Source organism: Rhodanobacter sp. Col0626, assembly GCF_049994385.1.
Classification (GTDB): Bacteria; Pseudomonadota; Gammaproteobacteria; order Xanthomonadales; family Rhodanobacteraceae; genus Rhodanobacter.
Window position 1 is genome coordinate 382,536 of the sequence record NZ_CP188260.1, and the last position, 14,218, is coordinate 396,753.

The following is a 14,218-nucleotide window of genomic DNA, read 5'->3' on the forward strand; positions in this document are numbered from 1 at the left end:
TTGACGCCATTTCCGCGGGCAGCCAGCACGGCCGCGCGTTGCTGGTCCGGGCGAAAAAACGCGGGTGCGAGCTCGATGCAAGGTGCGTGACAACACTGGATCTGGACGTCTAAATCAAAGAGGTCCTGAAGAAATTCGCGTCGACATTGCGGCAGCATTCGTGTTGCTTGGTAATCGCGAGGCCTGCTTCGGATCAATCGCCGGGTTCGACGAGACCATCGAGAAAACGCGTGATCCGCCATGACAGGCGGCCAAGCGCAGTGAAGTGGGCGTCGTCGAGATGACCGTTGTTCTGTTCGATCTGGAGCAGCCGAAAACCGGCCAGCGCCTCGTGTCGGAAATCCTCGTAGAGCGTCATGGCCTCGGTCATCGACGGCTGGTGGATCAGCGGGATGTCCTCCAGCGTGTAATGACGAACCTTGCCGTGGTCGTAATAATCCATGGCATGGGGCAACGGCGTATCCAGTGCCTTTCCCAGCGCATGGAACATGTCCGCGTCGACGGCCTCGTGGAAAACCACGTGCACGTGCGGCAGGTTGCGCAGGCTCAGGACGAACAGCTGCAATACCGCGAAGAAGCTGCGCAGGACCTCCGTATGCGTAGCGACCCGGCCACCGGTGAGCTGTGCCAGTCCGCGGGTGGACACCAGCACATCCAGCGGATTGCGGAAGGTGAAAACATGGTGGGAACGGTAGAAATGCCGGCACTGGAAGTCGAATAGCTGCCGGCTTTCGTCCATCGCATGTTCGGGGTTGATGACGATCTTCGCGCCGACGCGCGGATACCTGTCGGCCAGGCACGCCAGATAGTCCCACCAGGCGGCATCCGTTTCGAACAGGTCAGGGCAATGGCTGCTCTTGTTCTCCTGATTGCCCCAGGCGCGATGCATGCCGTTGTAGCGCGTCGCGAAATCCGCATGGCCGGGATCGCGATGGAAAGCGGGTTCGCCGAACAGGAAGATGCCGTCAGCGGCGTTCAACGCGTTCTGCAGGATGGTCGTGCCGCTTCGGGCGGCACCAATGACGAACAAGCCCTGTGGAGCGATGCGGCGGCACGCCGCGGACAGTGCGTCGGCATCGGATGCTGGTGTTGCGAGCGTTTCCGATTGAGGTCCGGTCGGATGCTGGCGCGAAGTCCTTCGGAGGCGGTCGAACATCTTGGGAAATGTTGGAGTCAAGGCATCGGTTCCGCAAAAAGCAGAGGGAGCCAAGCGCAAAGACGACGTGCGTGGCGAAGGTTCCGGGAGTGTCGCACGGCCCGCGCTTATGTGATCTGCCTGGTGAATAAAATCGCAAATAACAATGCCGTCGAACCATACCCGAGATGCCGGGCGCCGATTGAACACGCCAGAGAGAGGTGCCGAAAGGGACGTCGCGCGAGCCAAAGGTGTTTTCGCATCTCGCATCTAGTTTGCGGAACGGACCATCATTGCCCGGATGAACTGTTGTTCTGGAAGATACATTGAGCCCTGGCGATGCTCTTGACGCTTGTCGGGCGACGCCTTGAAGGGCTGCTTGGTGATGTCTAGTTGCGCGCGCGACGTTTCGATAATGATGCAAGTACAATCACTTACTGTGGAGACGTCATTGGTTGCAACTGCAAACTACTAAGCAGGACTCCGAGTTCGCGCGGGTCCGCCGATTCATTCCTCTGTAAGGGGGATATGGGGTGAGCAATATCAAGTCGAATGCGTAGCTTCCCACCCGTATGCAGGGTGGCGGCTGGAACAATGAAGGTATAAGGTTTTGCGACATCACTGGCGACCATCCACTGGGCGGCCTCCTGCCCATCAACGAGCACGGAAACAGGCTGGGATTGACCCGCTGCTGGGGCATAAGAGATCAACTGCAAAGCCACGATGACGGCTTTGTTTGAGGCAGGAACTTGTAACTCAATGATCGCTGACGAGCCGACGCTCCATACGCCACCCACTTCAGGGTAACTCCAGCCAGAGACCAGCAAAGGAAGGCCCGAACCCCCAAGTCGGATTTGAGCTGCTTCGCCAAGAGCCAGCGTACTAGTGCGGTAAACCTTGGATACTGCTACCTGATGCAAGCAGTCACCACCTTTGGCAATACGGCTCATGTAGGATTGCCAGAAAGCGTCACGGTTCATGAAGCTATGCATCGGGATAAAATGCTGTGGATCAATAAAACTACTCGCACTAGTCGCGTCGACACCCGGCGAGCACGCAATCATGCGAGCTCTTGTCCAACCTGATGACGCAATATGCATGCCAGTCGCCTGCTCTCGACCGATAGCGTAGCAGGCAGCCGCGCTGATAGTGAGCACGAAAAAAACACAAACACTGATCCAGCGAAACGCTTTCTCGAAGCGCAACAGCGGCAGTGTTGCCAGCGTAACCGCAGCCACCAGCATTAACAGTGACAAGCGGCTGTCTAGGTAGCTGCAATTATGGTCGACCGTGCACCAATGCTGTTGTTTGCTCGCGGCAACCACCGGCAACGTAAGTGCGACTACTCCGAGCAAGGGCAGTCCGCTGAGGCGCCAAAGTTTTTGGGTTTTTGGTGTCGCTTCAAGAGGTTTTGTACGCCATTGCAAAAAAATGGCTCCGGCGCAGAACGCAACCGAGAAAGTCGAGCCGACTACGGCTCCTCGAGTTAGCGCCGAGGTATCCGCAAACGGTAGCCATGTGCCGCTCGCTATATGCATGGCGAAAGTAAATAGCAGGTTGCGATGGTTACTTAGACCGTCCAGCGTGGCACCATCATAGCGTGAGAGATGACTCCATCGAAAAATCAGATAAGCCATATAGACGAATAAAATTATCCATAAATCGCCACGATAGAGCCTGAGTGTCCCGATCACATTACGCGACTTCGATTGGATGTTTGCTGTAGAAGCCTCCATCAGCACTATGCACGAGGCAAATATAATGATGTACTCACTGCTCAATACAGCCCCTGCATAGATAACCCACGCCATGCGGGAAACTAGCCAGCATTTCATTCGCCGCTTCTGCGATATCACCGCTGCGTCGGGCGCAAGCAGAAGGCGAGTTGCCAGCACTACCAATAGCGGCACGCTGAGCTCAAGAGGATAGCCAACCGGAGGCATGTGATAGCCAATCATGGGCTGTAGCACCACGATACTGACGAAAACGATCAGTGCTATTGGGGCGCGAGCTAACTGGGATAACCACGTCGAAAATAGCAAGACATCGATATACCAAAGGGCGACATAAAATACTCTAAAAAATATGCTGCTGGAGAAATGCGAACCCACCAACAGTAGCGGGACCAAAATATACTGGCCTATACGCGCTTGCTCGTTGGCGGTCTGTGTGATGAATTCAGCGATTTTCCCATGCAGTATGATGTTTTCGAAAAGAACATCGTCACCTGTTAATCGAAAACCTACAAGAAAAAAGTGTGCCTGCAATGCAGCAAGACATATGGCGAACATCCACGCCGCCGCCGAGAGGAGCCGAGGTCGTTCGGTTGAAAGGCCAATTTCTCTCATGAATTAGGCGCATCGTTTTCGCCTACCCACTGATCGTTTCCTGTAATGTAATGGCGCTCTAGCTCAGTGCCGCTGTACGGATTCGGTCGCGTAGTTCTTGCCATCTCGTATGCGCCTGCAGTTACGCTGAGGGTCAATTGTGTCTGGCAGCATGCCTCTGAACTCAACGCACCGCCAGCGCCAGCACGATGCCGATCCACACCACCAGACCCAGCCAGTTGTTGTGGCGGAACGCGGTGAGACAGGCTTCGCGGATGCGGTCGCGGATCAGCCACAGCTGGTAGCCGAACAGGCCCGCGGCGATCAGCAGGGCCAGCCAGTACGGCCAGCCCAGCCCGGCGCGCTGGCCGACGAACAGCATCGCCAGCAGGAAGGTGCCCATCAGCATGCCGAGGATCGGCACGTCCGCGTCGCCGAACAGGACGGCGGTGGATTTCGCGCCGACCTTGAGGTCGTCGTCGCGGTCGACCATCGCGTATTCGGTGTCGTAGATCACCGACCACAGGATGTTTCCGATGAACAGCAGCCACGCGACCGGCGGCATCGTGTGGCTGACCGCCGTGAACGCCATCGGGATCGACCAGCCGAAGGCAGCGCCCAGCACCACCTGCGGCAGATAGGTCCAGCGCTTGGTGAACGGGTAGATCGCCGCCAGCGCGGCGCCGGCGAACGACAGCTCGATCGTCAAGCGGTTGGTGAACAGCACCAGCACGAAGGCGAACACCAGCAGCGTGGCGAACACCATCAACGCCTCGCGCGGCGTCACCCGTCCCGATGCGATCGGCCGGCCGGCGGTGCGTGCCACCTGCGGATCGAGCTTGCGGTCGGCGTAGTCGTTGATCGCGCAGCCGGCCGCGCGCATCGCGAACACGCCGAGGGTGAAGATGATCAGTGGCTTCCACGGTGGAAAATCGCCGGCCGCCAGCCACAACGCCCACCAGGTCGGCCACAGCAGCAGCAATGCGCCGATGGGCCGATCCATTCGGGTCAGCACCAGATAGTCCAGCGCCTTCTCGCGATGCCACGTCGGCAATTTCTGCAGCAACCAGTTCAGCACGCGGGTGGCGCGGGTCGAGCTGTCGGCGGGTTGATTCACCGGCTTGGCCGCCGGCCTGGGTGCGCCGGGGCGAGGCCGAACCGTCGGCGATGGCGGGCTGCTGCGCCGTTTGCGTTTGCGAGGTGTCTGAGCCATCCGCGGAGTCTAGCGCGAGCAAGCAGGTTTCAGCGGTACGCTTCCACCACATGCGACAGCGCGCACAAACTCGGCCGTAGCGCTCAAGAATTGCACGGATCCGCACAGGAAGATGGTCCGGATGCCGCTGTGAAGTAGGGTGGTTCGACTATGGCAGCCCTTCGGCGGTCGCCTCGACCTCATTGTCAATTTGGCGATTTTTCATCGAGCCAAACAATGGCATGACCTGCAATCAGTGCCGATTTCGGCGTTGGCTAGATCAGACGCATGACGGCGCCGGGGTCGGATGCCGCCGATTTCAGCGCGGGTTGCAGAGCGGCAATCTGGGCTACGAACATCATGCACAAGGTCGCCCCCAGAACGGTGGCGATGCTTATCCGGTCAACCTCGTACCACTGCATCAGCAGCATGTTCAGACCGGTTGCCAGGAGGATGCCGAGCACGCACCCGGCCGCCACCACGAAAATATTCTCCCCGAGGACGAGGGCAACAATATCGATTCGGCGAGCCCCGAGCGCACGCCGGACGCCCAGGGATCGTAGCCTTCGTCTTGCCCATAGGCTGGTCAGCGCGAAAACACCCCCGCCGGCGATAAGTATCATGATCAGGCTGATCGCGATCATCGTGTACGTCACCGCGCGGTCGACCTGATAGGCATCCAGCTCGATGTCGCTGAACTTGTAGACACTGCCATCGGTCATCAGCCGGTTGAGATCGATCCGGTACAGCGCCTGTTTTACCTCGGTGGTGGCTTGATCGATCTGTCCTGGTCTGGCCCTGACGATGTAGCGGGTGAATGCCGAGACTGTCCTGACCGGCAACAGCACACTGTCCCAGATGGAGCCGTCGGACAACTGGTAGACGGCTGGGGACTGCAGCGTGTCGAGAACCCCGATGATCCGCGACGGCGTGGCACCCTTGTTCAAGTAAACGAGCCGACCCAGCGCAGGTTGATCGCCAAACAGCCGTTGCGCCAGATGCGCGGTAACCATGACTACAGGAGGTGCGTCATTGGCGCCGGAGAATCTCGGGACGATTTCGTCAGCCCGGAAATCGCGGCCGCTCAGCAGCTTCAAGCCCAGCGTTGATCGTGCGCGTTCGTCCGCGTTGTAGAGACTGACGAGTACGCCGTGACCGGCAGTCGACGGTCCCTTTGCCACATAAGTGGTCCACAGATTGTTGGTCAAAGGCAGCGTGCTGATCGCCGCGGCATTGGCGACGGAGGGGACATCTCTGATCGCGCGAAGATCGGCTTCTTGCCGGGCATTGAGTGCCTTCGCCTGTTCCACCGAGTTGACGTCACCCACGTCCAGCCATTGCTGTGTGAACGAAAACAGCCCGGCGCTCTCGACGCCCGAGTGCCGCTGCATGGTACGGACATGGCCAGCGATGATAAAGGTGGCGTTGGCCACCACCGCAAGCGCGACGGCCACTTGCAGAACCACGAAAATCACCGCTGCGCGATGCCGCAGTGTGGCAAGGAGATCGGCGCGTGAGGGCGGCTTCGGCATCACCATGACGTCAACCCTGCTTGATGGCGCGGAACGGCATCACCCTGGCGGCACTGAGCGCGGGGTAACCACCGGAAATCAGCGTGGTGATCATCGCTCCGAGCAAGGCCAGGGCGACGGAGCTGGCTGGCAGCGCCGCCAGTTGGGCCGGACCGGAGGGTAGCAGTCGATGGACCGTGGCGACGCCCAGAAAGGTGAGTGCGATACCGACGGCGCCACCCAGTGCACCGATCACCCCCGCTTCGACCAGCAGTTGCCGAAAGATGTCTCCCTTGCGGGCGCCGAGTGCGCGGCGCAACCCCAACTCGGGAAGTCGGCCGATGTAGTTGCTCATCATCAGGCTGGCCACGGTGACCAGGCAGCCGATGAACAGGGCAATGGAAACGGCCACTGACGAGCGGACACCGTCGGGAACAATGTGCTTGCTCTCGAGCAGGGAGCGCAACGGAATCATTCGGGCCGACGCCTTTGCACCGGAGCCGGCGAACTTGCCGGTGCCGGATTCCAGTGCCCTGTCGAGCTTGCCGAGGTCAGCTTGCGTGGACGCCTTGGCGATCAGCGAGAGCCACAGGCAGCTCGAGCCGAGCAATGCCTTGAATCCCTGCCCATCGGGCGACTCGATGCACGCGACTGTGCCGGAACTGCGCCATTGAAAACTCAGTGCCGACTGAAGCGGCACGAAAAAATCCTCGTCGGTGCCCGGATAGCCGTTTCCCGCATTGACATCATAAAAGCGTGGCTGTGGATCCCAGTCGCGCAGGACACCGACGATTCTCAAGGTCGAGTCGTTGTAGCGCAGCGTGCTGCCGACGCTGTTTCGACCGGAAAAGATGGCATTGTTCAATCGGCTGCTGATCACGACCAGTGGTTCGCGCTGGTCTTCTTCGGTTGCGGACCAGGGGGCGCCGAAGGCAAATGGAACATCAAGCATCGAGAAGAACGAGGTACTGACGGCATGCCCGTTGACAGGCATCGGGTGAAGCCCCGACTGCTGCGGCAAGGCAATGCCGCTCAACGCATAGTCCGCAAAGACGGCATTGCGGTCGCTGCCCAGCAGGCGTTGTGCCGTATCGTAATCAGCCAGGCCAGTGGCGGCAGCAAGGGTGGCCTGTGTCTGCCCGGACGTGCTGATGGCCGGTGCGTAGAGTGACGCTGAAAGGGAAGGAATCGGATCGCGGGTGGCCGCGCGCAGGACCGACAGCGTGGTCATGCATGCAGCCACCCCCAATCCGACGATAAGCACCGTCGCCACGGTCAGCCATGGATGGGCCAGGGATTTGCGAAATGCGGAACGCAGGTAGTAATCGAACATCCGTCGTCGTCCACCACGGGCAATCACCCGTAGCTGTCAGTTTTACATGATGGTGGGGGCCTGCTTGTCGGCCGGCAGGGAGAACCGCTCGGCCTTGTACTCGTCGGCCATTTTTTCGCTGATGTGCGAAATCAACTTCCACAGATCCTTGCAATAGACCGACGGCTGTTCGAATCCCTTGCCCGATTTGTACCGATGGGGCAGGTAGCCCGCGCCGCAGGCATCCTTGACCGGGCATATCCGGCAGGCTTCGCAGAGGTTGTCCTTGCCCCTGATCGTCGTCTTGAAAAGATCCTTGGTATAGATCATCTCGATCGGATCGCGGAGGATGTTGAGGTTCATCTCGGTAAATCCGTCGCCACATGCCCGCAGCGAATCGACCGGTTCGATGCCGCCATCGGTATCGATACTGACAATGCTGACCGGGGGAGCACCGATGGCATCGAGCCGCGAACGGTAGGCGAGCAGCCCGGCGATCATGTTCTGAAAATGCCGGATCTGGATGTTCGGGTTGTCCTCTTCCCACCACGCATCGAAAATCGGAATCAGATAGTCCGCGAACCGGGTAACGCCCGGATCGGAAAAGCCAGGCGGCAGATTGTCCCAGTTGTAATCCAGCGGCCACAGGAAATCCATCGCCTCGATGCCGATCGCGCGCAGCGACTGGTAAACCTCCAGCCCGCTGACCTCCGGATCCATCACGGTCAGCGTGCCGGTGAAAATATCTTCCTCTTTGGTGAGCAGACTCAGGCTGCGCACTACCCGGTCATAAGAGCCGCGACCCTTGTGATCGACGCGATGCTTGTCATGCGACTCCCGAGTGCCGTCCATGCTGACGCCGATGAAGATGTTCAATTCCCTGGCGAAGTCGATCCATGCCTGATCGATCACTACGCCGTTGGTTTGCATGTAGATGTCGATCCTCAGATCTTCGCTTTCGTACTCGCGAAGTATGGCGACTGCCTCGCGAATCCAGTCCCGGCCGATGATGGTGGGTTCGCCACCATGGAGCGAAAAAGTGATGTAGGCCGTTTCCTGGATGCGAGCAACCCGCGCGGCATTGGCGCCTGCGGCACGAATCACATCCAGCGTCATTTTCTTCGGCTTCTTCTTGTAGGAGAAGTCGTTCAGATTGAACATGAAGCAGTAATCGCAGTTGAGATTGCAGAATTCGGCAATCTTCAGCAGGATCATCTGCAACGGCGCTCTTTTCTTGTTCTCTTCGACGGCGATCGCGGCTTCTTCGATCGCGGCGGCATTGATCAGGTCATCGTCGATGATCTGGATATCAAGTACGGACATTCCCCTTCTCCCTGTGGAAGCCATGCACCAGTTACCTGGTGCATGGCCCGATTCCCTGATGAATGTCAGGCAGTTTCCTGCGTGTCGCGGAGGCTGCCGATTTTCGGGTTCTTTGTGCCGATGTCCGCATGCACGGTCCCATCCGCGTGCACGGTGCCGTCCGCGTGAACGGCTGCGAGAAGTTGCTTCTCGTAGGCCCGGTTGGTGGTTTCGATCAGCGCCTTGGATTCCTTGATCTGCGGGAAGCTGGCTCGCGTCTCACGGATCGTGTGGACGTTGTCTGCCACCGTCGATGCCGCTGCGATGCTTGGCGCCGCAACGCCCAACGCTGCCAGCAACGCGCAGAAGGCTGCTGCATTCTTTGCATTAGCTTTATTTTTCATTACAAGTCCCTTTACTTTGAAATATCCGCCAGGTGCGGACTCCCCTCATCCTGTTGACGACGCACGCGGAAGATCACCGCTTGCATTGGCAATCAGGTCAAGTCTGCGATCGGGTCATGGCGCCGCGCCGAACAGGCGACGAACGGAAAGCTGTTGCGGAGGGAAGGTGCGTGGGGACGCAAAAGTCGGAGCATTCAATCGGTGCGCGCGATCGGCGCGATCGGCAACGACCTGTCCTTGGTCCGTACGGAAGTGTCACTGCCGTCCCCCCATCCATGAAGAATTATCCCTGCATCAGAACTAGCTTACAGGATGGCCGCTTGTCAATGATCGGGCTGGCGCAGTGTGCGCACGATCTCATTCGTGCCGCATGTGGAGAGAGGGCTGATCGAGATCTCGTCGATCCGGATGGTAGTTGCGTGTTTTTCAGGTGCTCCCACGCGACGGGTTGATCATTGTGTTCATCTCATCTCGATACAGATGCATGACAGATGCATGCGCGCACTGGCGAATAATCCCGTCGCCTTTGTCCACGTGCTCCCACCACCCCGGATGGATTCCGCCATCGGTGCGTTGCTGGCCCGTTCGGCCCATCGGTGGTTGGGAGTTCACCGGATGGGTCGGCATGCTCAGCTTCGTGTTCCAGGCGGACGATGGAGTGCAGAAGCTCTCATGTGGATCCGGTGCGCACCGTGGCCAGCCTCCCGTTGCCCGCTTCGGCAGATCGGGGGCATCAATCCTGCGACGAACCCTTCCGGCGCAACAGCAACTGGTAAGCCGGGTGGTCGCTTTCGTCCACATGGGGATAGCCGATGGTGGCCAGAAAGCGCTGGAACAGTGCGCGTTCTGTGTCAGGCACCTGGATGCCGACGAGGATGCGGCCGTGGTCGGCGCCGTGGTTGCGGTAATGGAACAGGCTGATGTTCCAGTCCGGATGCAGCTGGCGCAGGAAGCGGACCAGCGCGCCGGGCCGTTCGGGGAATTCGAAGCGGTACAGCAGTTCGTCGCGGGCCAGCGCGGAACGGCCGCCGATCATGTGGCGCAGGTGCAGCTTGGCCAGTTCATCGTCGGTAAGGTCGAGCACGTCGAAATGCTGGGCGCGGAATGCGTCGATCAACGCCTCGCGCTCGTTGCGACTGGCAATCCGCACGCCCACGAAAATATGCGCGGAGCGGGCATCGCCGATGCGGTAGTTGAATTCGGTGATGTTGCGCTTGCCCAGCGTGGTGCAGAAGCGGCGGAAACTGCCGCGTTCTTCCGGAATCGTCACCGCGAACACCGCCTCGCGTTGTTCGCCGACGTCGGCACGCTCGGCGACGAAGCGCAGGCGATCGAAATTCATGTTGGCGCCGGAGACGATCGCCACCAGGGCGCCGCCACCCCTGTCGTCTTGATGCGTGGCGATATATTGCTTCAGTCCGGCCAGCGCCAGCGCGCCGGATGGCTCCGGTACGCTGCGGGTGTCCTGGTAGATGTCGCGGATCGCCGCGCAGATCGCGTCGGTGTCCACGCGCAACATGGCATCGACATGCTGCCGGCACAGCGCGAACGTCAACGCACCGACCTGTTTCACGGCGGTGCCGTCGGCAAACAGGCCGACTTCGGGAAGCTGCACGCGTTCGCCGATTTCCAGCGAACGGGCCATCGCGTCGGAATCGCTGGCCTGCACGCCGATGACTTTCACCCCGGGCCGCAGCGCATTGATGCAGGCGGCGACGCCGGCCAGCAACCCGCCGCCGCCCACCGGCACGAACACCGCCTGCAACGGACCCGGGTGCTGGCGCAGGATTTCCAGCGCGATGGTGCCCTGGCCGGCGATCACCGCCGGGTCGTCGAACGGATGCACGAACACCGCGCCGCGTTCCGCCTGCAGCTGCATGGCGGCGGCCTGCGCTTCGCTGTACGAATCGCCGGCCAGCACCACCTCGACCAGCGTGCCGCCAAAGCGGCGCACCGCGTCGACCTTCACCTGCGGCGCGGTCACCGGCATCACGATGGTGGCGCGAATGCCCAGCTTCGCCGCGGCCAGCGCCACGCCCTGCGCATGGTTGCCGGCCGAGGCGGCGACTACCCCGCGTGCGCGCTGCGCCGCATCCAGCTGCACCATGCGGTTGTACGCGCCGCGCAGCTTGAACGAGAACCCCGGCTGCTGGTCCTCGCGCTTCAGCAACACCTGCTGGCCCAGCCGCACGGTGAGCAGCGGCGCCACGTCCAGTGCCGACTCGTCCGCCACGTCGTAGACGCGCGCGGTACGGATCTGCGCCAGCAGTTCGCCAGCTTCATCGACCGGGGCGGCAACGGCATTCATGCGGCGAGTGCGGTGGCCGGATGCGCCACCTGCAACACGTCGACCAGCTTGCTGGTCTGCTGCAGCAGTTGCGCGACCCCTGCGTCGTCGCATTGCAGGCTCAGCGTGAGTCGCGAGACGGCCGGATCGTGCGTGGCCGCCACGGTCAGCGTATCGATGTTGTAGCCGCGTGCGGCGAACAGCCCGGCCACGCGCACCAGTGCGCCGGCTTCGTTCTGCAGCAGGATGGACAGGGTGTGGTTCATGGCGGAACTCCGGTGATTGAGTCCCTCTCCCTTCGGAAGAGGGTGCCGACAGGCGGGTGAGGGTTCGGGCGGAGCGAGGCGCTGAGGCTCACCCGAACCCTCATCCGACCCTTCGGGCCACCTTCTCCCAGAGGGAGAAGGGAAGATCAAAAGCTCAGAACATCGACGTCGCGGTGGCCTCGACCTCCCTTGCCGGCGCCGCTGCGCGTGAGGCGATGAAATCGCCGGTGATCATCTGCGCGTAACTGGCGCCGGGGCCGACCATGGGATACACGCCGGCGTCCGGGTCGATCATCACTTCGAGAAAGGCCGGGCCGTCGAAGGCAAGGAAGTCGGCTATGGTCGCCTCCAGTTCCTCGCTGCGTTCCAGCCGCCGCGCCCATTCAAAGCCGTCGGCCTGCGCGGCACGCACGAAATCCTTCTTGTGCAGGCTCTTGTCGGACGCGGCGAAGCGGCCCTTGAAATACAGCTTCTGCCACTGCCGCACCATGCCGTCGCCGACGTTGTTGAGCACCACGATCTTCAACGGCAGGTTGTACGTGGTGACGGTTTCCAGCTCGCCGATGTTCATGCGGATGCTGGCGTCGCCGTCGATGTCGATCACCAGCTTGCCCGGATGCGCGAACTGCGCGCCGATCGCCGCGGGCAGGCCGAAACCCATCGTGCCCATCGAGCCGGAAGTGAGCCAGTGGCGCGGCGCGCGGAAGTCGAAATACTGCGCCGCCCACATCTGGTGCTGGCCTACGCCAGTGCTGACGATGGCGCGACCCTGCGCGTGGCGGTTGATCGCCTCGATCACCGCGTACGGCTGGATCAGCGCACCGGCGCGGTCGTAGTTCATCGCATGCACGCGCTTGAGTTCGGCCACGTGTGCATGCCAGGCGTGCAGCTTCGGCCGCAGGCCATGTGCGTCGCCGTAAGTAGTGAGCCGTTCCAGCGCGCGTGTCAGTGGCCCGACGTGATGCCAGTCGACCGATTTCACCTTGCCGATCTCGGCCGGGTCGATGTCGATCTGCGCGATGAACTTCGCGCGCGGCGCGAACTTGTCCGGCACTCCGGCGACGCGGTCGTCGAAACGCGCGCCCAGCGCCAGCACGAAGTCGCAGTCCTCCACCGCATAGTTTGCGTACGCGGTGCCGTGCATGCCGAGCAGGTGCAGCGCCAGCGGGTCGGTGCTGTCGAAGCCACCCAGGCCCATCAAGGTGGTGGTGACCGGCAGGCCGAACGCGTCGACGAACGTGCGCAGCGCGGCGGATGCCTCCGCTGCGATCACGCCGCCGCCGGCGTAGATCAACGGGCGCTGTGCCTGCATCAGCGCGGCAAAGAATGCTGCGCAGTCGGCATCGCTCAGTGTCGACTGCTCCACCGCTCGAAGTCGTGCCCGATAGCCACTCAGCGCCAGCTCACCACTGCCGCAAAAGTCGAGCGCGCTGTTCTGCACGTCCTTGGGCACGTCCACCACCACCGGGCCGGGCCGGCCGCTACGCGCAAGGGTGAACGCGGTGCGCACGGTGGCTTCCAGCTGTGCCGCGTCGGTGACCAGGAACACATGCTTGGCGCAGGCACCCATGATGTTGCTGATCGGCGCCTCCTGGAACGCATCGCTGCCGATCGCCGCGGTGCCCACCTGCCCGCAGATCACCACCAGCGGGATGGAGTCGGCCATCGAGTCGCGCACCGGCGTGACCATGTTGGTGGCGCCGGGGCCGGAGGTGACGATGGCCACGCCGACCTTGCCGGACGCGCGGGCATAGCCGGCGGCCATGAAGCCGGCACCCTGTTCGTTGGCCGGCACCACCAGCGGCATCGGTTCGCTGCCGTCGGCGTGCGGATGTTCGGCGTTGTAGCGAAATACCGCGTCGTACACCGGCAGGATCGCGCCACCGGAATAGCCAAACATCACCGCGACACCTTCGTCGGCGAGGACCTGCACGATCACCTCGGCGCCGCTCATCGGCCGGCCGACGATCGGTCGCGGGTCGGCGGCGAAGGAATGGGCAGCGCTGGCTGTCGTCGATGGTGTCGTCACGTTGGGTTCCTGGGCATGCCGATGACGGCCTAGTTGCGGATCAGCTCGTCCGCGACAGGCTCGCGGGCGGGAACGCCGTAGGTCGAAATGATGCGCAGGTCCTGCGCCACGGCAGAGAAGCGCTCCCACGGGATGCCGTTGACGTCGGCGTCGCAGCTGAAGCCGTGGGTGTCGTCATCTTCGAAGCCCACGTGGCGCAATTGGCCGGCGCGCTCGGGCTGCTGGTTGATCGAGAAGTTGAGCTGGTCGGTGCGCCACATCGCGTAGGCGTCGGCGACGACCGCTTGCGGCGGCTGGCCCAGGCGGGCGCTGTAATCGGCGATGGAGGCGTCCAGGTCGGCAACGGCCAGGGCGATATGAAAACGTTTCATGGCAAACCTCGTGTTGTTCTGCAGGTGATGGGAAGGACTGCCCGCGGTTCTTTTCAGGCGATTCGGCGCGGGCAGTCCGGTG

Annotated in this window: 11 protein-coding genes; all 11 read right to left on the bottom strand. The window is 61.5% G+C overall.

Going from position 1 to position 14,218, the window contains the following annotated elements:
• Window positions 1-193: 193 nt before the first annotated feature.
• The 11 genes from ACPPVV_RS01520 to ACPPVV_RS01570 all read right to left on the bottom strand — a co-directional run bounded on the left by ACPPVV_RS01520 (window position 194) and on the right by ACPPVV_RS01570 (window position 14,136).
• Window positions 194-1,405 (bottom strand): sulfotransferase, encoded by a 1,212-nt coding sequence (locus ACPPVV_RS01520; protein WP_426701722.1) that lies wholly within the window; start codon window positions 1,403-1,405, stop codon window positions 194-196.
• A gap of 164 nt (window positions 1,406-1,569) precedes the next feature.
• Window positions 1,570-3,483, bottom strand: coding sequence for a hypothetical protein (locus ACPPVV_RS01525; protein ID WP_426701723.1), 1,914 nt, complete (start codon window positions 3,481-3,483; stop codon window positions 1,570-1,572).
• 163 nt (window positions 3,484-3,646) lie between these two features.
• Window positions 3,647-4,540: a 4-hydroxybenzoate octaprenyltransferase gene (ubiA, locus tag ACPPVV_RS01530; protein WP_426703140.1), complete on the bottom strand. Its 894-nt coding sequence runs from the start codon at window positions 4,538-4,540 to the stop codon at window positions 3,647-3,649.
• 389 nt (window positions 4,541-4,929) lie between these two features.
• Window positions 4,930-6,192, bottom strand: coding sequence for an ABC transporter permease (locus ACPPVV_RS01535; protein WP_426701724.1), 1,263 nt, complete (start codon window positions 6,190-6,192; stop codon window positions 4,930-4,932).
• A gap of 4 nt (window positions 6,193-6,196) precedes the next feature.
• Entirely contained in the window at window positions 6,197-7,498 is a 1,302-nt protein-coding gene (locus tag ACPPVV_RS01540; RefSeq protein ID WP_426701725.1) for an ABC transporter permease, read from the bottom strand.
• Window positions 7,499-7,540: 42 nt separating this feature from the next.
• Window positions 7,541-8,800 carry a radical SAM protein gene (locus ACPPVV_RS01545; RefSeq protein WP_426701726.1) on the bottom strand — a complete coding sequence of 420 codons (1,260 nt, stop codon included), beginning with the start codon at window positions 8,798-8,800 and terminating at the stop codon, window positions 7,541-7,543.
• 65 nt (window positions 8,801-8,865) lie between these two features.
• A complete protein-coding gene (locus tag ACPPVV_RS01550) occupies window positions 8,866-9,183 on the bottom strand; it encodes a hypothetical protein (RefSeq protein WP_426701727.1) in 318 nt (105 codons plus the stop codon).
• Window positions 9,184-9,916: 733 nt separating this feature from the next.
• Window positions 9,917-11,491, bottom strand: coding sequence for a threonine ammonia-lyase, biosynthetic (gene ilvA / locus ACPPVV_RS01555; protein WP_426701728.1), 1,575 nt, complete (start codon window positions 11,489-11,491; stop codon window positions 9,917-9,919).
• The gene (gene ilvN / locus ACPPVV_RS01560; protein WP_426701729.1) at window positions 11,488-11,736 is read right to left on the bottom strand and encodes an acetolactate synthase small subunit; all 249 of its coding nucleotides are present in this window, start codon (window positions 11,734-11,736) and stop codon (window positions 11,488-11,490) included. The genes ilvA and ilvN overlap by 4 nt, the downstream gene beginning before the upstream one ends.
• 154 nt (window positions 11,737-11,890) lie before the next feature.
• Window positions 11,891-13,690: a biosynthetic-type acetolactate synthase large subunit gene (ilvB, locus tag ACPPVV_RS01565; protein WP_426703141.1), complete on the bottom strand. Its 1,800-nt coding sequence runs from the start codon at window positions 13,688-13,690 to the stop codon at window positions 11,891-11,893.
• A gap of 104 nt (window positions 13,691-13,794) precedes the next feature.
• Window positions 13,795-14,136, bottom strand: a complete 342-nt coding sequence (locus tag ACPPVV_RS01570; protein WP_426701730.1) for a hypothetical protein — start codon at window positions 14,134-14,136, stop codon at window positions 13,795-13,797.
• Window positions 14,137-14,218: the final 82 nt, after the last annotated feature.